The 21241-nt window shown below is 74.8% G+C and carries 17 protein-coding genes; 7 read left to right on the top strand and 10 right to left on the bottom strand.

The window, feature by feature from the left end; translation table 11 throughout:
- Nucleotides 1-2: 2 nt before the first annotated feature.
- Entirely contained in the window at nt 3-1199 is a 1197-nt protein-coding gene (locus ACFYWQ_RS36940) for a cytochrome P450 (protein ID WP_389522960.1), read from the top strand.
- Nucleotides 1200-1266: 67 nt separating this feature from the next.
- Here the strand turns inward: ACFYWQ_RS36940 and ACFYWQ_RS36935 are convergent, their stop codons facing one another.
- Nucleotides 1267-1440 carry a hypothetical protein gene (locus tag ACFYWQ_RS36935; RefSeq protein WP_389522957.1) on the bottom strand — a complete coding sequence of 58 codons (174 nt, stop codon included), beginning with the start codon at nt 1438-1440 and terminating at the stop codon, nt 1267-1269.
- A gap of 551 nt (nt 1441-1991) precedes the next feature.
- On the opposite strand from ACFYWQ_RS36935, the gene ACFYWQ_RS36930 reads away from it, so the two are divergent.
- Nucleotides 1992-2627, top strand: coding sequence for a class I SAM-dependent methyltransferase (locus ACFYWQ_RS36930; protein ID WP_389522954.1), 636 nt, complete (start codon nt 1992-1994; stop codon nt 2625-2627).
- Between the two features lie 110 nt (nt 2628-2737).
- Here ACFYWQ_RS36930 and ACFYWQ_RS36925 read toward each other — a convergent pair whose 3' ends face one another.
- The 4 genes from ACFYWQ_RS36925 to ACFYWQ_RS36910 all read right to left on the bottom strand — a co-directional run bounded on the left by ACFYWQ_RS36925 (nt 2738) and on the right by ACFYWQ_RS36910 (nt 8757).
- Nucleotides 2738-3310 (bottom strand): phosphatase PAP2 family protein, encoded by a 573-nt coding sequence (locus ACFYWQ_RS36925; protein ID WP_389522951.1) that lies wholly within the window; start codon nt 3308-3310, stop codon nt 2738-2740.
- Nucleotides 3303-4733 carry a diacylglycerol/lipid kinase family protein gene (locus ACFYWQ_RS36920; RefSeq protein WP_389522949.1) on the bottom strand — a complete coding sequence of 477 codons (1431 nt, stop codon included), beginning with the start codon at nt 4731-4733 and terminating at the stop codon, nt 3303-3305. Before ACFYWQ_RS36920 ends, ACFYWQ_RS36925 begins: the two co-directional genes overlap by 8 nt.
- 115 nt (nt 4734-4848) lie before the next feature.
- Complete coding sequence (locus tag ACFYWQ_RS36915; RefSeq protein ID WP_389522946.1) at nt 4849-6561, bottom strand: hypothetical protein; 1713 nt, start codon at nt 6559-6561, stop codon at nt 4849-4851.
- A 240-nt stretch (nt 6562-6801) separates the two neighbouring features.
- Nucleotides 6802-8757, bottom strand: coding sequence for a DUF1996 domain-containing protein (locus ACFYWQ_RS36910; RefSeq protein WP_389523151.1), 1956 nt, complete (start codon nt 8755-8757; stop codon nt 6802-6804).
- A 356-nt stretch (nt 8758-9113) separates the two neighbouring features.
- Between ACFYWQ_RS36910 and ACFYWQ_RS36905 the strand changes: the two genes are divergently transcribed.
- The gene (locus ACFYWQ_RS36905; protein ID WP_389522944.1) at nt 9114-9515 is read left to right on the top strand and encodes a cupin domain-containing protein; all 402 of its coding nucleotides are present in this window, start codon (nt 9114-9116) and stop codon (nt 9513-9515) included.
- A gap of 244 nt (nt 9516-9759) precedes the next feature.
- Here the strand turns inward: ACFYWQ_RS36905 and ykgO are convergent, their stop codons facing one another.
- Both ykgO and rpmG read right to left on the bottom strand, forming a co-directional pair.
- Nucleotides 9760-9882 carry a type B 50S ribosomal protein L36 gene (ykgO, locus tag ACFYWQ_RS36900; protein WP_389522941.1) on the bottom strand — a complete coding sequence of 41 codons (123 nt, stop codon included), beginning with the start codon at nt 9880-9882 and terminating at the stop codon, nt 9760-9762.
- A gap of 28 nt (nt 9883-9910) precedes the next feature.
- Entirely contained in the window at nt 9911-10075 is a 165-nt protein-coding gene (gene rpmG / locus ACFYWQ_RS36895) for a 50S ribosomal protein L33 (protein WP_385069622.1), read from the bottom strand.
- A gap of 227 nt (nt 10076-10302) precedes the next feature.
- Here rpmG and ACFYWQ_RS36890 point away from each other — a divergent pair, with 227 nt between their 5' ends.
- Nucleotides 10303-10989, top strand: coding sequence for a lipoprotein (locus ACFYWQ_RS36890; protein ID WP_389523148.1), 687 nt, complete (start codon nt 10303-10305; stop codon nt 10987-10989).
- A 142-nt stretch (nt 10990-11131) separates the two neighbouring features.
- Here the strand turns inward: ACFYWQ_RS36890 and ACFYWQ_RS36885 are convergent, their stop codons facing one another.
- The 3 genes from ACFYWQ_RS36885 to ACFYWQ_RS36875 form a co-directional block, all read right to left on the bottom strand.
- Nucleotides 11132-11977 carry a DUF72 domain-containing protein gene (locus ACFYWQ_RS36885; protein ID WP_389522938.1) on the bottom strand — a complete coding sequence of 282 codons (846 nt, stop codon included), beginning with the start codon at nt 11975-11977 and terminating at the stop codon, nt 11132-11134.
- Between the two features lie 222 nt (nt 11978-12199).
- Nucleotides 12200-13771 carry an amidohydrolase gene (locus ACFYWQ_RS36880; RefSeq protein WP_389522935.1) on the bottom strand — a complete coding sequence of 524 codons (1572 nt, stop codon included), beginning with the start codon at nt 13769-13771 and terminating at the stop codon, nt 12200-12202.
- A gap of 48 nt (nt 13772-13819) precedes the next feature.
- Entirely contained in the window at nt 13820-15367 is a 1548-nt protein-coding gene (locus ACFYWQ_RS36875) for an APC family permease (protein WP_389522932.1), read from the bottom strand.
- A 221-nt stretch (nt 15368-15588) separates the two neighbouring features.
- Between ACFYWQ_RS36875 and ACFYWQ_RS36870 the strand changes: the two genes are divergently transcribed.
- The 3 genes from ACFYWQ_RS36870 to ACFYWQ_RS36860 all read left to right on the top strand — a co-directional run bounded on the left by ACFYWQ_RS36870 (nt 15589) and on the right by ACFYWQ_RS36860 (nt 20815).
- Nucleotides 15589-16212 (top strand): TetR/AcrR family transcriptional regulator, encoded by a 624-nt coding sequence (locus ACFYWQ_RS36870; RefSeq protein ID WP_389522929.1) that lies wholly within the window; start codon nt 15589-15591, stop codon nt 16210-16212.
- 474 nt (nt 16213-16686) lie between these two features.
- Nucleotides 16687-19278, top strand: coding sequence for a SpoIIE family protein phosphatase (locus ACFYWQ_RS36865; RefSeq protein ID WP_389522925.1), 2592 nt, complete (start codon nt 16687-16689; stop codon nt 19276-19278).
- Between the two features lie 172 nt (nt 19279-19450).
- On the top strand, nt 19451-20815 hold the full coding sequence (locus tag ACFYWQ_RS36860; RefSeq protein WP_389522922.1) for an FAD-dependent oxidoreductase: 1365 nt from the start codon (nt 19451-19453) through the stop codon (nt 20813-20815).
- The last annotated feature ends 426 nt before the right edge of the window (nt 20816-21241 follow it).

Here is a 21241-nt window from a genome sequence, read left to right as displayed (position 1 = left end):
CGATGGCGGACGCGCAGAAGACCGTGCGGAAGGCCGACCGGGGGCACGAGCGGCCCCGCTGCCCGGTGAGCCGTACGGCGGACGGGGCCTGGCAGGTGCACGGGTACGCGGCCGCCCGGGAGGTGCTGCGCGCTACGGACACCGTGCAGGCCGGTCTGGGCATCGAGACGGTGGAGAAGCTGCCGTCCCGGATCCGTCGCCCCGTGCTGTACCAGGACGGGGCCGAGCACCGCGAGCAACGGCGGCGGACCGCCCGCTTCTTCACACCGCGCCGCGTGGACGGGCACTACCGCGAGCTGATGGCGCGGGTCGCCGAGGAGCAGGTGGCGGCGGTGCGGGCGGCCGGTACGGCGCAGTTGTCCGATCTGAGCTTCACGATGGCGATCGAGGTGGTGCGCGACATCATCGGGCTGCGCCACAGCCGTCCGGGCCTGAAGGCCAGGCTGGAGCGCTTCTTCCCCGAGAAGTTCGGCAGCCCCGGGCTGACCAGTGCCCGGGGCCTGTACTGGCTGGTGCGGCAGAACGCGAACTGGCTGCGCATCCATCTCGCCGACGTGCGTCCCGCGATCCGCGCCCACCGCCGCGAGGAGCGGGACGACCTCATCTCCCACCTGCTGTCCGACGGGTGCTCGGACGCGGAGATCCTCGGCGAGTGCCTCACCTACGCGGCGGCCGGGATGGTCACCACCCGCGCGTTCATCTGCGTCGCCGCCTGGCACCTCTTCGACGATCCCGGGCTGCTCGCCCGGTACCGGGCGGCGGCGGAGGCGGAGCGGCTCGGACTGCTCCAGGAGATCCTGCGGCTCGAGCCCGTCGTGGCGCGGCTCTCCCGCCGGGCCACCGCGGCCCTGGAACTGCCCACGCCGGACGGCGGTGCACGGGTCCGCCCCGGCGAGCTGATCACCGTCTTCGTCGACGAGGCGAACACCGATCCGGAGGCCGTCGGTCAGGATCCGCACCTGCTGCGTCCCGGCCGGGTGCTGGGACAGGGCCCGGGTGCGGCCGGGCTCGCCTTCGGGGACGGCCCCCACCGCTGTCCGGGCGCCGCCGTCGCCGTACTGGAGGCGGACGTCCTGCTGAGCCGGCTCTTCGCGCTCGACGGACTGCGCATGACCGGCGCGCCGCGGGTGTCGTTCAAGGACGACATCGGCGGCTACGAGATCAGGGACCTGACCGTGACGGTGTCCGGGGGGCCGTGAGGCGGCCTGTGCCGCGGCGCCCGGTGCGGGCCCGTCCGAGGGGGACCGCACCGGGGCGGTGGGGTCCTCAGCGGGCCGCCGAGTTCGCGCGGATCTGCTCTCTCCGCGCGTTGTTGTAGGCGCGCAGGAGCAGTTTCGAGACCGCGCACGGCATCGTGTCGGCGTGACACTGGCGGCAGGTGCGGACGTGCTCCTCGTAGGTGGCACGGGTCTGGTGCAGGGCATCCTCGGGAGAGGTCATGGGGGGTCCTCCAAGACGACGGTCGCGGGGGCCGTACCTACTCGCCAGTACGCGCCACCCGACCAGAGTTGATCATGTTACTGACGGTAGCGGAAACTCTGATTCCGGCCGCTTCCGGGAACCGCCGCCGCACCCATGGCGTGAATTGATCCGTGCCGGACCAACTGACGTGCCAGGGAGGCACGATGCGCCGGAGAGCCAGGCGACGGGGGGACGGACCGATGGCCCCTGCGGTCCGTGAGGCGGTGGTCGACCGGTTGCGCTCCGTAGCGGCCGTCGCCGAGGCCAGCGGCCGGGCCGGCCGGTTCTCGGAGGTGGTGAGCCGGTACCGTGCCGTGCTCGCCGAGGCCACCGATCGGCGTGTGCGTCGACGCGCCGGGCAGCGGCGGGGCGGCCCTCCAGGCGTACGCCTTCGGGTCCGGTGCGCCGGCACGAGACGCCGGCCCACACCCGGCGGGAGGAGGAGCAGCCGTTGTGACCCGCCCTCAGGGGTGCGAGGATGCGCGGATCCGGCCGGCGTGACGGCCGGCCGGCACGAGGGGAGGCCCGGCTTGGGCGGCACGGACGACGGGCGGCGGGCGGCGGCGGTCTTCGATGCGCTGGGAGGGGTCTACGAGAAGGCGTTCGCGCACTCCGAGGCCCACCACCGGTCCCTGGAGTGGCTGCTCGGGCGGCTCGCCCCGGGCAGCAGGGTGCTGGACGTCGGCAGCGGCACGGGCCGGCCGACGGCCGCCGTCCTGGCGGGGGCGGGGCACGACGTGCTGGGGGTCGACGTCTCCCCCGTGATGGTGGACCTCGCCTCCCGGCAGGTGCCGGAGGCGGCGTTCCGGTGCGTGGACGTGCGGGACCTGCCGCTCGACGACGGCTCGTTCCACGCGGTGTGCGTGTACTTCTCCCTGCTCCAGCTGGACCGCGAGGACCAGTCCGCGCTGATCGGCCGGCTGGCCCGGGCGCTGGTGCCGGGCGGCAGTCTCGTGCTCGCCACCGTGCCGCTGGACGTCGAGGGCGTCGACGCCGTCTTCATGGGGCAGCCGGTGCGGGTCACCAGCTTCGCCGGCGCCGACCTGGTGGAGGTGGTGACCGGGGCGGGCCTGACGGTGCTGGCCGAGGAGAACACGCTGTTCACCCCCGACCATCCGGAGGCCGTACCCGAGCCCCACCTGTTCCTGCACTGCGTACGGCGGTAGCGGCTTCCTGCACTGCGTACGACGGTAGCGGCCGGGCCCCGCCCGCTCGCCCGCGCCCTCGGACGTCGTGACGGGGCGGGACCCGTCCCCGCGCCCCCGCGCCTCCCTCCTCAGCCCTCGTAGCGGGACACGGCCGCCAGGACCAGCGCCGCCGAGCCGGTGCCGAGGAGTGCGCCGGCCACCACGTCGCCCGGGTAGTGCACGCCGGTGTGGACCCGGGAGTAGCCCACCGCGCAGGCGAGCAGGCCCAGGGGGACCGCGGCGGCCGGGAGGGCCGGGCCGACGGCCGCCGCGAAGGCGACCGCCGACGCGGTGTGCCCGGACGGGAAGGACGCCGAGTCCGGCATCGGCACGTGCCGGCCCGGGAACGGCGAGTCCACGGCGCGGTGCGGGCGCGGGCGCCGGACGAGCTTCTTGCCGAGGATGTTGGCGCTCGCCGACGCCACGCCGATGGCGGCGACGCCCAGGGCGGCGGCGCGGCGCGACCGGCCGCCGCACAGGGCCAGGCCCGCGGCGACGGCGAACGAGAGCTTGGAGTGGTCGGCGGCCGCGGACAGCCGGCGCAGCGCGGTGTCCAGCGTGGGCGTCCTGGTGACGGCGACCGCTTCGTACAGCGCTTGGTCCAGGGTGGCGAGGTCGCCCACCAGGCGCAGGGCGGAGGGCTTCGGTCGGCGGTCAGACATCGTACGCATCCTTGATCGAGCGGGGGTCGGGGTGGCCGAGCGCGAGGCGGACGATACGCCGCCAGTCGACCGTCGGTGGCGCGTAGGCGGCGCCGGGGCGGTGCCGGGGCACCCGCACCCGGAGCACGCTGGGCCGTACGGTGCACACCACCGGCGTGGGCAGTTCGAGTGCCTCGCCGTCGACGGCCACCGGGATGCGGTCCCGGTCGGCCTCGACGACGACGCGCCGGGGGGTGAGGGAGGTGATGCCACTGGCCCGTTCACCGAGCAGGGCCAGTTCGGCGGCCTGGGCGGCGCCCTCCACCCGGATGCCGATCACGCCGAGCAGACCGGCGTCCAGGCGGGGGCGGCGGCCTCCGCCGAGCGGATCGGCGCGGGCGTAGGCGTTGTTGCTGACCAGCACGGCCTGCGGCGCGTGGAGGCGGGCGTCGTCCGCGCGGACGTCCAGGGTCGCGCCGCCGTCGCCGGCCAGCAGGTCGGGCAGGTGCTCGAGGAAGGTGGCGGCCTTGGCGTCGCGGTACTCCGGGCTCTGCACGACCTCCGCGTACGCCCCGAAGGACACGGTGTTGACGAAGGGCCGCCCGTCGACGTCGCCGAGGTCGACGCGGAGTTCGACACCGTGGGTGAGGGCGTCGAGGCTGCGCACGGGGTCGGTGCGGTCCAGGCCGAGGTCCATGGCGAAGTGGTTGCGGGTGCCCGCGGCGATCACCAGGAAGGGCAGTCCGTGCTCCGCCGCCACCCCCGCGACGAGCGCCTGGGTACCATCGCCGCCGGCGACGCCGAGCAGGTCCGCGCCGTCGGCCACGGCCTGCCGGGCCACCTCCACGGGGTCGGCCCAGGTGTCCGGGCCGAGCAGGATCACCCGGGCGCCCAGTTCCTGGGCGCGCTGGACGAGGCCGTACCGCTCGACCTTGCCGCCGCCCGACCGCACGTTCATGATCAGCACCGGTTGCCGGGGCGGCGGCGTCCGGCGGGTGTGCGGGCCGCGCGGCCGGCGCAGGCCGCGCAGCGCGGTCCGGGCGGAGGCGAGGGCGGCCGCCCACAGCGAGACCGCGCCGACGGCCACCACCCACAGCCCCGACGCCGCGTACAGCACCAGGACGCCGACGGGCGCGACCACGGCCAGCAGGCCGCCGAGGAGGCGGGCCCAGCCCCGGTGGGCGAGCATCCACCACACGCCGGCCCCGGCCAGCCCGAGCCCGGCGAGTCCGCCGAGCAGGACCAGCCAGCCGCCGGATCCGGCCCCCGCTCCCACGACGGCGGCGCAGCCCGCGACCAGCAGCAGGGCGAGCCGCGCCCAGCCCCGCGCGCGGCCGATCCCGCCGTACGGCCGGTCCCGGCCGCCGGGTCTCGTCGTGGTCGTCCCCGTCTCGTTCACCCTGCGCCCGCCCTCGTGCACTTCGTGCCCGCCATCGTGCGACATCCCCCTGTTCCGCGTGGACAGCGCCGTCGTGCCGACGCCTCCGGGGGCCCGTGCGGGCCCGCTGCGTCCATGGTCGTGACGGCGTGGCCGCTCGGCATCCCGGGCGGCCGGTAGGTCAATTGTCCATGCCGCAGCAGCCGGGTGCGCCGGGGGTCCCGGGGGTGGTGTCGGCGGTGGTGTCGAGGCGGCAGAAGCAGGACGCCGTGACGGGTACGTCCGCCAGCGCGGCCGCCAACTTCAGCTGCTGGGCGACGATCCGGGCCTCGCCGTCCTTCCCGAGCCGCAGGAGGCACTCGTGCAGTCCGTGCAGCGACCAGACGTTGCCGGGGTGCTGGGAGGGACGCGACAGGGTGTCGTCGAGGCCGAGGTCGGCGCGGTAGACCGCCTCGGCCTCCTCGACGCGGCCCTGCTCCAGCAGGAGGGCGCCGTAGGCGTGCCGGGTGGGCTGCATCCAGCCCCACGGTTCGTCGTAGGGCAGGCCGTCGTCCAGGGCGATGGACCGTTCCAGGGCGGCGAAGGCGGCGTCGTACCGGCCCGTGCGGTACTCCAGTTCGCCGTCGAGCATCGCGGAGGCGATGGCGAGGATGTCGGCGCAGGTGTTGTTGAACAGCATCCGGGTCTCGGGGACCCGGGCGACGGCCTCGTGGAACAGGCGGCGTTCGGCCTCGGCCTCGGGGATCCGGCCGGTCGCGGAGAGCGCGACGCCGCGGGCGTAGTGCCGCATGGCGGTCGTCATGCTGTACAGCTCGGGGTCGGCGGGCGCGGGCAGGTCCAGGATGTCGGCCCAGCGGCCGAAGCGGATCAGCACGTGCACCCGCATGGCGAGGAACGCCTCCAGCCAGTCCGCCATGGGCGGGCTCTCCACCCGCAGCAGTTCCTCCGGCAGCGACTCCTCCAGCCGGTCGGCGGCCTCCAGGGCCACCTGTGCCTGGCCGAGGAACATCGCGCCGTAGATCTTGAAGTGGTGGTTGTGGGACCGGTAGAGGGTGTAGAAGTTCATCGCCCCGGCCCGTGCCCGGTACTTCTCGTCGGCGGCGATCGCCCGCGTGTTGTCGGACACCACGGCCCGGTAGTCGCCGCACAGCACCTCCAGGTGGGAGGGCATGTGCTGGAGGTGCCCGGCGTCGGGCACCAGGTCGCGCAGCCGGTCGGCGACCGGCAGGGCCCGCTCGGGGGCCGGTGACATCTCCATCAGGTGGATGTAGAAGTGCAGGACGCCGGGGTGGCCGGCGCCGGCCGCGGTGGCGAGCGCGCGGTCGAGCACCGCCTCGGCCTCCCGGGTGCGGGCGCCCTCGGCGGGTTCGCCCGTGCGCAGGTCCCACAGCTGCCAGGGTGTCAGGTTCATCAGGGCGTCGGCGTACAGGGCGGCGACGTCGAGGTCGTCGGGGGCCAGTGCGTGGACGGCGCGCATGGCGTCGGCATAGGGGGCGTTCCACACCGAGCAGTCCGGCGCGGGCCGCTCCTGCGGGTAGCGGGCGCGCAGGGATCCGATCAGGGCCTGTTCGACGGGGGTGGCGCGGGCTGCCTTCTCGTGGGCGCGTTCGACCGCCTCGTGGGCGCGCGCCACGGTCCTGACCAGGTCCCGCTCGTCGAAGAACTCCCAGGGTTTGTTGTAGTTGGGTCCGAGGGCGTACGCGATGCCCCAGTACGCCATCGCACAGTCGGGGTCGGCGCGGACGGCGTTCTCGAAGCAGGCGACGGCCTCCTCGTGGTGGAAGCCGTACGACCACACCAGACCGCGGTCGAACCAGGTCTGCGCCTCGGGGGACGAGGTGGTGACGGGCCGGCCGTGGGTGCCGAGGTCGTAGCCGTACTCCGTGTGGTCCATGGCGCTCCCCTGGTCGCGTGGCGGCGGCCCGGCTCCCGGGGCCGGTGCCGCCCGGAGCGGCCCGGGCGGTCGCTCCGAGCGAGATATACCGCGCGGTCCGGTGGCGGTGCGGCGCATGACGCCCGGGAGCACCCGAACGTGCCCGCCGCCGCGCGAGGAGACCTTGGCGGGAGGGCGGTGCCGGGGAGGTGGTACCGGGGCCGGCCCCCAAGGGTCTCCCGGGGGTCGGCTCCGGCACGGTCAGTACGGACGCCTGGCGGTACGGCGCAGGAGGACGAAGCCGCCGATCACCAGCAGGCCTCCGGCGGCCGCGGGCCACAGGTCGGCGCCGGTGTCGGCTAGGCCGCCCTGGGCCTGGGGTGCGGGAACGACGGGGGTGTCGCCCGCGTCGGCCGGGGGCGTGGTCCGCGCCGGGGCCGTCACATCGGCACCCGCGTCACCCTGCGAGCCGGTGTCCGAGCCGTCGTCGGACCCGCTGTCAGACCCGCTGCCGGACCCGCTGTCCTGGGCGGGTGTGGTCGCCGCTCGGGTCGACTTGGTGGTCGGCGCGGTGTCTGCGCGGGGTTCCGTGGCGCGGGGGGTGGCGACGGAACCCGTGTCGCCGGCGGCGGGCTCGTCCTGGTCCTGGCCGCCCTGGTCCTGGCCCTGGTCTCCGTCCTGGTCCTGGCCCTGGCCCTCGTCGCCGCTGCCGTCGTTGCCGTTGCCGTTGTCACCCCCGGTGTCACCTTCGTCGCCGGTCCCGTCGTCGCCGTCGTCGCTGCCGCCGGAACCGGCGCCACAGGTGCGGCCCTCGTTGATGCAGTCGACCATCTGGCCCATCAGGTCCTCGTCGAAGACGTTGATGAAGTCGCCGTGGTCCGTGACCGGCTTGTGCAGCTGCTCGGGGAAGGAGTCCACCGCGAACAGCGGAGTGGTGCGACCGCCGTCCTGGAGGCTGGGCGCGTCGACGTCGTAGACGATGCGCTGCACGAGCTGCGGGATGGCCCGGAAGCCGGCCGGGCAGCCCCCGTCGGCGGCCGCGAAGGCCACATGGGTACGGTGGTTGGCGCTGTCGATGTTGGCGCCGTCCCAGCAGCTCTGGAAGCGGAAGCTGCGCACGACGTCGCTGCCTTCGGGGCAGAGCGGGTACTTGTCCTGGAGCTGCCGGTCCTCGAAGCCGGTGCAGCTCCAGGAGGCGTTGGCGTTGGCCGTGCCGTTGACGAACGCCTTGGCGTCGCCGGTGATGATCCGCAGCAGCCGCGGCATGGCGGTGACCTCGGCGCGCGGGTTCCCGACGAAGGTCATGGTGACCTCCTTGGGCGTGACGATCTCACCGGCGTTGCCCTCGATGCCGCCGCCGGGAGCGTCCGCGTCCTGCTCCTCGGTGCCGTTCTGCCGACGCAGGACGGGCCAGAAGTACGAGGACCTGTCGCCCTGGTCGACACAGCTGGTCTCGGCGTTCGCGAGGTCCTCGTCGGAGGCGAAGGCGTCGTTGGACTGGTTGCCGACGTAGTCGTGGAAGTGGTGGGCGCCGTTGGTGACGCCCGGGGCGACGATCACGTTGTCGGAGTTGAACAGTCCGTTGGAGTTGACTCCGCAGCTGGTGGTGAAGGTGCCGCGGGACGCGTCGGCGGTCGCCGGCGGAGTCCGACGCGCGGGCTGGACGGTGGTGATGTCCACGTAATCGGCGGCCACGGGTCCGTTTCCGGCCTGGCCACCGTTGCCCTCCTGACCGCCCTCGTCCTGCTCCGCCTGACCGCCCTCCTCATCCGTCTGACCGTCGTCCTGGCCGTCGTCCTGGCCGCCGTCCTGGCCGCCGTCCTGGCCCTGGCCGCTCTCGCCCGCCTGGTCGTCGGCGGTGCGAAGGCTGCACGCGGCGAGGTCCGCCAGTCCCTCCGGGCGGTCGCCGACGCGGTCGATGGCGACCGCGATGCGCTCGATCGTGGCGCCGCGCTTCTCCTCCAGCGGGTTCATCACCGCCTCGTCGGCGAAGCCGACGTCCTCGCGCACGGCCTGTGCCGACTCCTGGAGCCGTCGGTAGGCGGCGGCGATCTGCTCGTCCAGCGCGGCGAGTTCGCGGTCGGCCTCCGCCGCGGCCTCGTCCGGCACACCGGTCAGCCGGCTGCCGACGTCGGGGCAGTCGATGGTGACCGAGCCCGACGTCCAGGGCCCGTCGGCGCCGTCCTCGGTGGCGGAGGCGTAGACGTTCGCCGCCATCAGCCCTCCGCCGCCCAGCATCAACGCGACCGCGGCGAAGGTCGCGCGCCGGCCGCCCGTCGGGCGTCTGCGCCTGTTGTGTCCCACGGAGTGCTCCAAAACCTCTCGGCGGTCGGACCTGAGAATCCCCCGTCCCTGTACGCAGCCCGTCCGGGGAGTGTTCAACCGCACCGGAAACTCACAGAGAACTCTCAGGGCAACCGCCGCGAGGCCGGCCCCCGGACCGGTCGCCACCGGGGCACGGCGCCCCCCTGACGGCCCGTCACCACCCCGTCATACCGGTCGGATAATCTCACCACCGTGCAGCGCATCGAAGGACAGACCAAGACACCGGCCCCGTTACCGAGGCGGTCCTCGTGAGCGGACCGTCGCCCGTGGCGGCCGCGCCCGCCGCCGACCCCGTACCGGCCCTGCTGGCCGACGGCCTGCTCACCGAGCGGCTCGCGCTCTCCGTGCCGGAGCGCACCCGGGTCGTCGTGGCGCGGTACGAGATCCCGCCGGGCGGTGAGCTGCCGTGGCACTACCACGAGGGACGGGTCGTCGCCGTGGTGACCGCCGGGACGCTCACCCGGACCCTGGCGGACGGCTCCGAGTGCGTCACCCGCACGGGAGAGGCCGTCGTGGAGCCGGTGGGCCCGCGGGGCGTGCACAGGGCGGAGAACCGTGAGGCGGGGACACTGGCCCTCTGCGCCCTGTTCTTCCTGCCGGTCGGCAGTCCGCTGTCCACACGCGCCGAGGCGCCGGTGCGGGAGGGCTAGGGGTCCCGGCCGGATCGGACGATGGGGGAAGTCGGCGCCGGCCGGGAGCGGACGGGTTCTCGGGGGAGCCCGGCCGCTCCCCCACCGTAGGTCGGCAGCGGCCGGTCCGCCCGCTGGGCGTGGAGGACGGGTGACGGCATGCCGGTGGGCCCGGCCTTCGCGGGGGGGGGGGCCGGGCCCAGCGGGCCAACCGGGCCGGTCAGCCCTGGCGGGCCGGTCTGGCCGGTCTGGCCGGTCTGGCCGGTCAGCCCTGGCGGGCCTTGAAGCGGGGCTCCTTCTTGTTGATGACGAAGGTCACCCCCTTGCGGCGCACCACCTGGGCGCCGGGCCTGGACTTCAGTGAGCGCAGGGATCCGCGCACCTTCATGACTGCCTCCTGGGGTCGTACGCCGGGGTCATCGCTCCTCGCGGAAGTCGACGTGCCGCCCGGCCACTGCGTCGTACTTGCGCAGGACCATCCGGTCCGGGTCGTGGAGACGGTTCTTGCGCGTCACGTAGGTGACACCGGTGCCCGCCGTGGACCTGAGGGTGACGACGGGGCGCGCCGTGCTGCGTGCCATGGGGATCTCCTTCCACCGGCATCGCACCCTGCCTCGTCGAGTGGTTCCTCATTGAGTGGTGCATGCCAGACACGCCCTACAACCGCGGACGGTGCCGGGGCATTCCCGGTAGCGGGTCGTTCCCGGCACCGGGCGCGCAGGTGTGCGACGCCGGCCTCGGTTACAGTGCTCCGCCGGTACCGCGACGGGTGCCGGAGACGCGAGGAGGGACAGCGGTGCGCTTCGGGGTGGGGAACGTGGGGCGAGGTCTGGCGGCGGCGGCTCTGCTGACGGCTGTGGCGACGGGGTGCGGGGAGACGGGACGCGGCGCGGAGGCGTCGCCGGGGAAGGCCACGGCGGAGACGGCGGAAACGGCGAAGACGGCCGGCGTCGCGGCCCGCGGAGGCAGCATCGGCGCCGACGGGTCCGTGTGCGAGCTGCCGGTCACCTTCGACATCGCCGAGTCCTGGACGGCCGAGGCCGTCGACGCGGCCGCGCAGCAGAGCGACACCGGCGACGAACTGACCGACGAGCTGGCCGACGAACTCGCCGACGCGCTGCTGCGCCAGGGCCCCGTCACCATGGCCTGCGAGGTCGACGCCAAGCCCGCGGGGAACATCGGCTTCCTGCGCGTGTGGACCGGTGAGCCGGGCGACGCCGACGCGCGTGCCGTGCTGGAGCAGTTCGTCGCCGCGGAGAGCGGGGCGAGCGGCGCGGAGTACCGCTCCTTCGAGGCGGGCGGCCTCGACGGCGCGGAGGTGGAGTACGTCACCACGAGCGAGGTGCTGGAGGAGACGAAGAAGGAGCGCGCTCTCGCGGTGACCACGGCCGACGGCCCGGTCGTGCTGCACCTCGGCGGCATGGACACCGAGGAGCACGAGGAGATGCTGCCGGCGTTCGAGCTGGCCAAGAGCACCCTGAAGGCGACCGCCTGACACGCCGCCGCACCCCGGCCACCGGACCGCCGGACCGCCGGACCGCCGAGACGCCGACGCGGCACACCGCCGGGCCGCCGCACTGCCGGGCCGACACACCGCCAGGCCGCCGCCCCGCCGAGCCCCGGGCCCCTGGCCGCTTTCAGCAGTCGAGGAGGGCACGCATCCTCGTGGCGGCCCGGACGGCGGCGTCGGCGCAGCAGTTGTTGAACAGCACATGCACCCGTTCGGTCCGCCCGGCCAGCGCGCGCACCCGGGGCAGCCACTCGCGCAGTTCGCCGTCGGTGTACTCGTGGCGGAAGCGGTCCTCCTTGCTGCCGGTTCCCCAGGCCGGGCTGCGGCCGTGGAGGCGCACGACCGCCAGCCGTGGCGAGGTGACGGGCGTGACCGGGGGGACCGCGGACGGCAGCGACGGCTCCATGTCCACGGCGACGGCGGCGAATCCGTACGACCGCAGCGCCTCGGCGGTCGTACGCTCCTGCGGGCCGCGCCACCAGTCGGGGTGCCGGAACTCCACGCAGACCGGCCACCCGGCGGTGCGCTCGGCGCAGTCCGCGAGGACGGCGCGGGCCCGCGCCCCCGGTCGCAGCCACGGCGGGAACTGGAAGAGGACCGCGCCCAGCCGCCCCGCCTCGCGCAGCGGCCCGACGCCGTCCGTGAACCGGCGCCACACCTCGTCCAGCGCCTTCGGGGAGCGGACGTCCCCGGGCAGCCCGGGCGGCAGGGCGGCGGGCCGGGTGGGGTGGCCGGTGAGCAGGGAGAAGGCCTTCACGTCGAACACGAAGTCCTCGGGTGTGCGCTCGGCCCAGAGCCGGCTGGTGCGCTCGTCCGGCAGGCCGTAGTACGTCGAGTCCGCCTCGACGACGGGGAAGCGCTCGGCGTAGTGCCGCAACCGGCCCTCCGCGCCCCGCCGTCCCGGTGGGTACCAGCCGCTGCCGACGAGCGCCCGGTCCGTCCACGAGCAGGTGCCGATCAGTATCTCGCCCATGACGGGCGGTTACCCCGCCGCCGGGAAGGTCCTCCTCGGTCCCGGCGGGCCGGTCTGACCGCCCGTCACCTCAGGCCCACCGGTGCCCCTCGGTCCTCCCGGTGCGCCCTGAGCCCGCCTATGCACCTCAGGCCCGCCTATGCGCCTCAGGCCCACCGGTGCGCCTCAGGCCCGCCGGTGCACCCTGAGCCCGCCGGTGCGCCTCAGACCCGCCGCTGCACCTCAGGCCTCCCGGTGCACCACGTGACCACCGGTCACCGTCAGCCGGACCGGGGCCTCGGCCAGTTCGTCCGCGGGGGCCTCGACCGGGTCCAGGGCGAAGGCCGTGAGGTCGGCACGGTAACCGGGTGCGATCCGGCCCGCGACGTCCTCCTCGCCCGCCGCGCGGGCCGCGTGCGAGGTGCACCCCTCCAGCGCTTCGAGGCCGGTCAGGCCCGGCCGCCGGGAGGCCGCGCCCCGGGGGCTGCGGGCCGTCGCCAGGACCGCGCGGACGTCGTGGTGGGCGATGGGCCAGTCCGAGCCGAGGGCGAGGGTGGCGCCCGCGTCGCGCAGGTCGCGCAGGCGCCAGGCGTGCGCGGCCCGTGCGGCGCCGAGCCGGCGGGACCACTCGTCGCTGCCGTCGGGGCGGGTGTAGGCGGTGTGCGGGGGCTGCATCGAGGCGGCCACCCCGGCCTGCGCGAACCGGGGCAGCAGATCGTCCGGCGCCGTCTCGATGTGCTCGATGCGGTGCCGGCCCCGGGCGCCCGGTCCGAGGGCGGTCACGGTGTCCAGGACGTGGCGGACGGCCGCGTCCCCGATGGCGTGCGTGGCGGTCCGTACGCCGGCCGCGTCGAGCGTGCGCACGGCGGCGGCGTAGCCCTCCGGGTCCGGCCAGAAGGCGTCCGTGCCCTGGCCGTGGCAGTCGGCGTGCTCCAGCCAGGCGGTGCCGCCCTCGACGGTGCCGTCCATGAAGAACTTCACCCCGCCGACCCTCCAGTGCCGGCCGTTCAGGTCCTGGGCCGCGACGAGTTCGGCGAGGTCGTCGGCGTCCGCGCCCGGCATGCACCAGGGCGCGAACCGCAGCCGCAGCGGCAGGACCGTCTCCTCGGCCACGGAGGTCACCAGGTCGATGTCGCCGCCGTCCATCACATGGGCCCCGGTGAGCCCGGTCGCCGCCATCTCCGCCAGCAGGTCGAGCAGCCGGGCGCGGCGGGCCGCGTGCGACGGGCGGGGCGCGACGGCCGCGACCAGGTCCATCGCCGCGTGCTCGACGAGGTGCCCGGTGGGCCGTCCCCCGGCGTCGCACACCACCTCCGAGCGCTGGTCGAAGTGGCGCGGCCCGGTGACACCGGCGGCGGCGAGCGCCTTGCCGTCGACGAGGGCGGAGTGGCCGTCGTACAGGCGCAGGAAGGCGGGTGACCCGGCGAGCACGTCCTCCACGAGGGCACGGTCGACGGGCCGGCCCTCGAAGGCGTTGTGGTCCAGGCCGTACCCGAGCACCCAGCCGTCGACGCGCTCGGCCGACGCCAGCGCGGCGCGCAGTCCGGCCAGGTCCGTCACGGCCGACAGGTCGGTGCCGGTCGCCATCTCCAGGCCCCAGACGGGGTGGCTGTGGCCGTCCACCAGCCCGGGCACGAGGTGCGCGCCGTCGAGCCGTACGACCTCGGTGCCGGGTCCGCGCCAGTCGCGTACGTCGTCCTCCTCGCCCACGGCGGCGACGATCCCGTCGCGTACGGCGACGGCGGTGGCCGACGGGCGGGCGGGGTCGAGGGTGCGGACCCGGGCTCCGGTCACGATCAGGTCGGCGGTGGGCATGAGGGGGACTCCCTTGGTGGGGCGGTTACTGGGGCGGGTCGGGTGCGGTCACGCGGGGGGCGCGGCGGACGGGTCCGGTGCGGTGAGCGGGTCGGGTGCGGTGAGCGGGTCGGGTGCGGTGGGGTCGGGTGCGGTGGGCTCGGCCCGGTCCGAGCCGAAGCGGGCGTACACCTCCGGTCGTGCGCGGCGCAGCCACCGGGCGAGGAGGAGGCCGGCGGCGAAGACGACCGGCGCCATGGCGACCAGCACGGTGTTCACCGTCGAGGACGCGCCGGTGAACAGGTCGATGTGGCCGATGACCAGGGCAATCGCGGCGGCCAGCAGGAGGCTCGCGGTGATCGGCGCGACGAGGGTGCGCAGCGCGCCCTCCTGGTGGCGGACCCGGCGGAAGTAGCAGGGCACGGCGATCGCGGCGAGCAGCTGCAACAGCAGCAGGCCGATCATCCCGGGTGTGTTGACGTAGAGCAGGAGCTGCCCGTACGGGTCGGCTCCGGCCGCCCAGAAGGCGAGGACGACCACGGCGCCGAGGACGGTCTGGGCGAGACCGGCGACGTACGGGGAGCGGTGGCGGGGGTGGACGCGGCCCAGGCCACGGGGCAGCACGCCCTCCTCCGCGAGGGCGAGGCCGTAGCGGTTGATGGCGTTGTGGAAGGCGAGGAGGGAGGCGAGGACGCTGGTGACGATGAGGACGTGCATCAGGTCGGCCGCCCAGTCGCCGACGTAGGTGCTGATGGCGGTGAAGAACAGGCCGGCCGGGTCGTCGGCGGCGGCCGCGAGGACCTTGTCGTCGCCGAAGGCCTGGATGGCGATCCAGACGACGAACGCGTAGAACAGGCCGAGGAAGGCGACGGCGCAGTAGGTGGCGCGCGGCACGGTGCGCTGCGGGTCGCGGGCCTCGCGGCGGTAGATGACGGTCGACTCGAAGCCGGTGAACGCGGCGAACGCGAAGGCGAGGACGGCGGCGGTGCCGGGCACGAGGACGTGGTCGGGAGCCAGGGAGGTGACCGACAGCCCCTCTGCCCCGCCCTTGATCAGGACGCCCGCCGCGAGCAGCACGAGGATGCCGGTCTCGGCGACGAGCAGGACGCCGAGGACCTTGGCGCCGAAGTCGATGGAGCGGTAGCCGCCCCAGCCGATGAGCAGCAGGCCGGCCAGGGAGACGGGCAGCCAGGGCACGTCGGCGCCGAAGAGGGCGTGCACGGTGTCCTGGGTGGCGGTGCCGAGGAGACCGTAGACGCCGATCTCCATGCCGTTGTAGCCGATCAGGGCGAGGAGGGCGGCGCCGACGCCGGCGGGGCGGCCGAGGCCGCGGGTGATGTAGGCGTAGAAGGCGCCGCCGCTGGTGACGTGCCGGCTCATCGTGGTGAAGCCGACGGCGAAGACGGCGAGGGTGAGGCCCGCGAGGAGGTAGCCGACGGGTGCGCCGACACCGCCGAGGAGGATCGCGAGCGGGGCCACACCGGCCATGACGGTCAGCGGGGCGGCGGCGGAGACGACGAAGAAGGCGATGTCGGCGGTGCCGAGGGTGCCGGTGCGCAGGCCCGCCGGGGCGGAGTCGGCTCTCGCCTCGGCGGGGTCGGGGGTGGTCACGGACATGGGGAAGCCCTTCGAGCGGCGGACGGGAGGGGGTCCCGGGCGTGCGGGCGGCCAGGGTTCACGGTACGGGCGGGGCCCGGACCACGGCGTGCGGGATCGCGCCGGGGATCCCCGCGCACCGGGGGTGGCGTGCGCCGGGACCCGTAAACCTAAAGGCTTTCGGTTTCCGCAATGTAACCTTCCGTTGGGCATCCGGGAAGACCTGAGGGGGACCACCGACCATGGGACGGCCGCGCACACCGCTCCTCGATCGCGAACGCATCACCGCCACCGCGCTGCAACTGGTGGACGAGCAGGGCGACTTCAGCGTCCCGCAGATCGCGCGGCGGCTCGGGGCGCAGACCGGCTCGGTGTACCACCACGTCGACGGCCGGGACGGCATCGTGGAGCTGCTGCGGGAGCGGGTGGCGTCCGCGATCGACCCCGGGACGCTGGACCTGGCCCCGTGGGACGCCGCGCTGGAGGCCTGGGCGCGCTCCTACCGCGCCGCGTTCGCCGCGCACCCGCGGACCATCCCGCTGCTGATGACCTCGCCCGTCCGGGCACCCCGGGTGCTGGAGCAGTACGAGCGGGCGGTGACCCTGCTGCTGGACGCCGGATTCGGCACCGCCGAGGTGATGCCGCTGGTCATCGCCCTGGAGAACCTGGTCCTGGGCTCCGCGCTCGACCTCGCCGCCCCCGAGACGATGTGGGAGCTGACGGAACGCACCCCGACACCGCGGCTGGCCCGGGCGCTGGCCGCGGTGGGCGAGGGCCGCGCGGACCGGGCCTTCGAGGTGGGCCTGTCCGCGTTCTTCGCCCACGCGCGGGCGATGCGGGGGGCGGGGGCGGCGGACCCGGCGTAGGACGGCCCCCTGCCCGGGTCGGGCGTCGCCCTTCTGCGCCTGGCGTCGCCCTTCTTCGCCTGGCGGGGTCCTTCTTCGCCTGGCGGGGTCCCGGGGCGGCTCGGATCAGGCTCCGCCCCGCCCCGGCTCCGCCCCGCCCCGGCTCCGCCCCGGCTCCGCCCCGCCCCGCCCCGGCTCCGCCCCGCCCCGGCTCCGCTCGCACTCGTGCTCGTGCTCGCACTCGTGCTCGCTCAACCGCCGGGTGCGCCCGGCACGGCGGGCGCGACGAGCGCGACGGGCACGGCGGAGGCGACGGGCACGACGGAGGCGACGGGCACGGCGGGCACGACGGGGACATCAGGCGCCGTCCGCTCCATCAGGCACCGTCCCGCGACACCGCGCGGACACCGCGGACACCGCAGATGCGCAGGGCAGCCCGTGTGGCGCATTCTTGCTGTGTCGCCCGTCGGGCGGCGCACGGACGAGGTGGGGCCGATGACTGGGAGCGCCGAGGACGAGCGGGAGGTGGCCGGGACGCTGGCCGGGGCCACGGCGGACGCCGTGCGTGCCGTGGGTGGCCGTTCCGGGGGCGTGTACCTCCTCTCCCGTACGCCCGGGCTGTTGCGGCTCGCGGTGCTCGCGGGGCTGCCGGGGCTGCTGTTCCGGCCCTGGTGGGGGGTGCACGTGGACCGGCCGTTCCCGGTGGCCGACGCCCACCGTCTGGGCGTTCCGGTGGTGCTGGCGAACGCCGCCGAGACCATGCGCCGCTACCCCCAGTTCGCGGCCGGACTGCCCTTCCAGTTCAGCTCGTTCAGCGTGCCCGTCGTGGCCGACGGGCGGGCCTTCGGGGTGCTGACCGTGCTCGGGGCCGCGACCGCCGACGTCTGGGAGGTACTGGCGCCGCGCGAGCGGCTGACGCGGGTGGCGGGCGGCCTCGCGGCCGCGCTGCTGCGGCACGAGACGGCGGGCGGGAACGTCACCTGGGACGCCGACCCGCTGTGCGTCCGTCCCTCGCCCGCGGGGCCGCCGCCCGGGCGGTTCGGGCATCTGGCCTGGGACCCGGCGACCGGCGCCGTCACCGCCGACGACCGCGCCCGGGCCCTGCTCGGGCTCTCCCCCGGGGAACGACCGCGCACGCTGGAAGCGCTGGCCCGGGCCGTCGACGTCACGGACGCCCGCCGGCTCCCCGCCCTGCTGCGCGAGACCGCCCAGGGCAGGCCGCCGCCCCGACCGGTCCGGATCCGCACCGCGGACGGGGGACTGCGCCTGCTGGAGCTGTGGACGCCCGGTACGGCCGCGTCGGCCCCGGTCACCGGCGTCCTCCTCGACCAGGGGCCCGGTGCCCTCGCGGACGGAGCCGCCGACCTGCTGCCGCAGGGCGTGTTCTGCCTGGACCGGCTCGGGACGGTCGTCTACGTCAACCCCCGCGCGGCCCACCTGCTGGGCGTGGAGCGCTCGCGGCTGCTCGGCCGGCCGCTGTGGGAGTCGCTGCCCTGGCTGGACCGGCCCGAATACGAGGATCATCTGCGCGGCGCCCTGCTGTCACCCGAGCCCGTGCACTTCCACGTCCGCCGTCCCGGGCCCGGCGCCGGCGGCCCGGGATCCGTCCCGCGCTCCTACGAGGGCGACTGGCTGAGCCTGGCCGTCCACCCCGGCCCGGACCTCCTCACCTGCACCGCCATGCCCGCCCACCGCGTGCCCCACGCCCAGGGCCGACCCCGGCCCGGCGCGGAGGACGACCCGGCCCGCGACCCGGCGGACGTCCTGACGGCCGACCCTGCGGCCAACCCCGCGGCCGACCCCGCGGCCGACCCGGCGGACGTCGCGGCGGCCGACGCGCCGACCGGGCCCCCCGCCCCGGAGGACCCCGCCTCCACCGCCCCGCTGTACCGCCCGATCGTCCTGGCCATCGCGCTGACGGAGGCGGTGACCGCCCGACAGGTGTCGGCGGTGGTCGTGCAGGAGCTGCTGCCCGCGTTCGGCGGCCGCCTGCTGGCCATCTACCTGCTCCAGGACCGGCACCTGTACCTGGCCTGGGAGACCGGCTTCCCCGAGGGCTTCCTGGCACCGTTCGAGGGCGTCGGCCTGGACGAGCGGATGCCCGGCGTGGAGACGCTCACCACCGGCCGTCCGCTCTTCTTCGACTCGATGCAGCAGCTCGCGGCCGCCTACCCGGATCTCGCGCTCGACGCGGCCGAGGGCGCCCGCGCCTTCCTGCCCCTGATCGCCTCCGGCCGCCCGGTCGGCTCGTGCATCCTCGGCTTCGACCGCTCGCGCCGTTTCAGCTCCGAGGAGCGCACGGTGCTGACCGCGCTGGCCGGCCTGATCGCCCACGCGATGGACAAGGCCCAGCGCTACGACACCGAGGCCGCCCTCGCCCGCGGCCTCCAGCGGGCCCTCCTCCCCCGGCGGCTGTCGCGGCACGCGCGCGTGGAGACCGCCGGCCACTACCTGCCCGGCACCGAGGGCATGGAGGTGGGCGGCGACTGGTACGACGTCGTGGAGGCCGGGGACGGCCTGGCCCTGGTCATCGGAGACGTCCAGGGGCACGGTGTGCAGGCCGCGGCGACCATGGGGCAGCTGCGCAGCGCGGTACGGGCGTTCGCGCTCGGCGACCGGCCCCCCGGGGAGGTCATGGCCGGTACGAACCACCTGCTCATCGACCTCGACCCCGGTCTGTTCGCCAGCTGCTGCTACGTCCGTCTCGATCCGGCGACCGGCGTGGCGCGGGCGGTCGACGCCGGGCACCTGCCGCCACTGCTGCGTCACCCCGACGGACGTACCGAGGAGGTGGACCTGCCGGGAGGGGTCGTGCTCGGCGTCGACGCACGCGCCCGCTACCCGGTCGCGGAGCTGCGCCTGGAGCCGGGCTCGATCCTCGCCCTGTACACGGACGGGCTGGTCGAACGGCCCGGCCACGACATCGACGAGGGCATCACCGCACTGCGCACCGCCCTGGCCACGGCGGGCGCTCCGGCGGAGCGGCCCCTGGCGGACGTCGCCGGCCTGCTGACCTCGACGGCCCAACAGGCCGTGGACCGGCCCGACGACATCGCCCTGCTGCTCGCCCGCCCGCTCCCGAGGTGAACGGTCCGGCGGCGGCCGAGGCGGCGGCCCGAGCAGCCGCCGCACGATAGGCTCGACAGCTCATAAATCACGCTTATGAGCTCATAGACTGGACCCCCGTACCGAGTAAGGTTTGCCTTAGTTTAGGCTTCCCGTCGAGTCGATCTGTCGCCGCTCGAAGGGAACCCCCATCATGCCCCGCCCCCTGCGGGTAGCCATTGTCGGAGCCGGCCCCGCCGGGATCTACGCCGCCGACGCGCTGCTCAAGTCCGATGTGGCCACCGACCCCGGTGTGTCCATCGACCTCTTCGAGCGCATGCCGGCCCCGTTCGGCCTGATCCGTTACGGCGTGGCGCCCGACCACCCCCGGATCAAGGGCATCATCACCGCCCTGCACCAGGTCCTCGACAAGCCGCAGATCCGCCTGTTCGGCAACGTCGACTACCCGACCGACCTCAACCTGGACGACCTGCGCGCCTTCTACGACGCCGTCGTCTTCTCGACCGGCGCGATGGCCGACCGCGAGCTGTCGATCCCGGGCATCGAGCTGGACGGCTCCTACGGCGCCGCCGACTTCGTGTCCTGGTACGACGGCCACCCGGACGTGCCGCGCACCTGGCCGCTGGAGGCGGAGAAGGTCGCCGTCCTCGGCGTCGGCAACGTCGCCCTGGACGTGGCCCGCGTCCTCGCCAAGACCGCGGACGAGCTGCTCCCTACGGAGATCCCGCCGAACGTCTACGAGGGCCTGAAGGCCAACAAGGCACTGGAGATCCACGTCTTCGGCCGCCGTGGCCCGGCGCAGGCGAAGTTCTCCCCGATGGAGCTGCGGGAGCTGGACCACTCCCCCAACATCGAGGTCATCGTCGACCCCGAGGACATCGACTACGACGACGGCTCCATACAGACCCGGCGCGGCAACAAGCAGGCCGACATGGTCGCCAAGACGCTGGAGAACTGGGCGATCCGCGACGTCGGCGACCGCCCGCACAAACTGTTCCTGCACTTCTTCGAGTCGCCCTCGGAGATCCTCGGCGAGGACGGCAAGGTCGTCGGCCTGCGCACCGAGCGCACCGCCCTCGACGGCACCGGCAACGTCAAGGGCACCGGCGAGTTCAAGGACTGGGACGTCACCGCGATCTACCGCGCGGTCGGCTACCTGTCCGAGAAGCTGCCCAAGCTGCCCTGGGACATCGACTCGGGCACCGTCCCGGACGACGGCGGCCGCGTCATCGAGGAGAGCGGCGGCCACCTGCAGTCGACGTACGTCACGGGCTGGATCCGGCGCGGTCCGGTCGGCCTGATCGGCCACACCAAGGGCGACGCCAACGAGACGGTGTCGAACCTGCTGGACGACTACGCGAACGGCCGTCTGCACACGCCGACCTCGCCCGACCCGCAGGCCGTGGACGCGTTCCTCGCCGAGCGCGAGGTCCGCTTCACCACCTGGGAGGGCTGGTACAAGCTGGACGCCGCGGAGAAGGCGCTGGGCGAGCCGCAGGGCCGCGAGCGCGTGAAGATCGTCGAGCGTGAGGACATGCTCCGCGAGAGCGGCGCGTAAGCACGACGGCAGGAGGGCCCGGAGGCGGTGACACGCCTCCGGGCCCTCGGCCTTTCCGCGGGCGGGCCGGCAGTACGGCGGGGGAACCCCTGCGCCCCCGTGCCCTGCGGCCCCCCTGCGCCCCTGCGCCCCTGCGCCCCTGCGCGAGAGGGTGCGCGGCGCGCTCGGACCGGCTTCGGCAGTGCCGGGGGCCGACGTGCGGAGGGCGTGCGCGCCGGGAGTGTGCGGGCGCCGTTCACGCGCTGTTGTCCCCGGTGACGGCGGTCTGTCGGCCAGAGGGAGCACGGCGCGAATGGTCCGCGGGGCCACGGGCATGCTGTGAACGAGGTCACTTCCGGTGCGCGGTGCCGGAATCAGCCCGGAGTGCCCTTTCCACCCGTCCCGCCTCTCCCGAAGGACATGTGGTCTTGGCTCTCATGTACCCTG

The organism is Streptomyces sp. NPDC003247 (assembly GCF_042888135.1).
Lineage (GTDB): Bacteria > Actinomycetota > Actinomycetes > Streptomycetales > Streptomycetaceae > Streptomyces.
The sequence above is the reverse complement of the archived record's forward strand: the minus strand, read 5'-3'. Positions and strand labels throughout refer to the sequence as shown.

What these genes read in the sequence shown, in the direction of transcription:
- ACFYWQ_RS36870 (WP_389522929.1), top strand. Translation starts at nt 15,589, where the DNA reads ATGGGACGGCCGCGCACACCGCTCCTCGATCGCGAACGCATCACCGCC.
- ACFYWQ_RS36920 (WP_389522949.1), bottom strand. Translation starts at nt 4,733, where the DNA reads ATGTCGCACGATGGCGGGCACGAAGTGCACGAGGGCGGGCGCAGGGTG.
- ACFYWQ_RS36935 (WP_389522957.1), bottom strand. Translation starts at nt 1,440, where the DNA reads ATGACCTCTCCCGAGGATGCCCTGCACCAGACCCGTGCCACCTACGAG.
- ACFYWQ_RS36910 (WP_389523151.1), bottom strand. Translation starts at nt 8,757, where the DNA reads ATGGCGGCGAACGTCTACGCCTCCGCCACCGAGGACGGCGCCGACGGG.
- rpmG (WP_385069622.1), bottom strand. Translation starts at nt 10,075, where the DNA reads ATGGCACGCAGCACGGCGCGCCCCGTCGTCACCCTCAGGTCCACGGCG.
- ykgO (WP_389522941.1), bottom strand. Translation starts at nt 9,882, where the DNA reads ATGAAGGTGCGCGGATCCCTGCGCTCACTGAAGTCCAGGCCCGGCGCC.
- ACFYWQ_RS36940 (WP_389522960.1), top strand. Translation starts at nt 3, where the DNA reads ATGGCGGACGCGCAGAAGACCGTGCGGAAGGCCGACCGGGGGCACGAG.
- ACFYWQ_RS36885 (WP_389522938.1), bottom strand. Translation starts at nt 11,977, where the DNA reads ATGGGCGAGATACTGATCGGCACCTGCTCGTGGACGGACCGGGCGCTC.
- ACFYWQ_RS36915 (WP_389522946.1), bottom strand. Translation starts at nt 6,561, where the DNA reads ATGGACCACACGGAGTACGGCTACGACCTCGGCACCCACGGCCGGCCC.
- ACFYWQ_RS36880 (WP_389522935.1), bottom strand. Translation starts at nt 13,771, where the DNA reads ATGCCCACCGCCGACCTGATCGTGACCGGAGCCCGGGTCCGCACCCTC.
- ACFYWQ_RS36860 (WP_389522922.1), top strand. Translation starts at nt 19,451, where the DNA reads ATGCCCCGCCCCCTGCGGGTAGCCATTGTCGGAGCCGGCCCCGCCGGG.
- ACFYWQ_RS36875 (WP_389522932.1), bottom strand. Translation starts at nt 15,367, where the DNA reads ATGTCCGTGACCACCCCCGACCCCGCCGAGGCGAGAGCCGACTCCGCC.
- ACFYWQ_RS36925 (WP_389522951.1), bottom strand. Translation starts at nt 3,310, where the DNA reads ATGTCTGACCGCCGACCGAAGCCCTCCGCCCTGCGCCTGGTGGGCGAC.
- ACFYWQ_RS36865 (WP_389522925.1), top strand. Translation starts at nt 16,687, where the DNA reads ATGACTGGGAGCGCCGAGGACGAGCGGGAGGTGGCCGGGACGCTGGCC.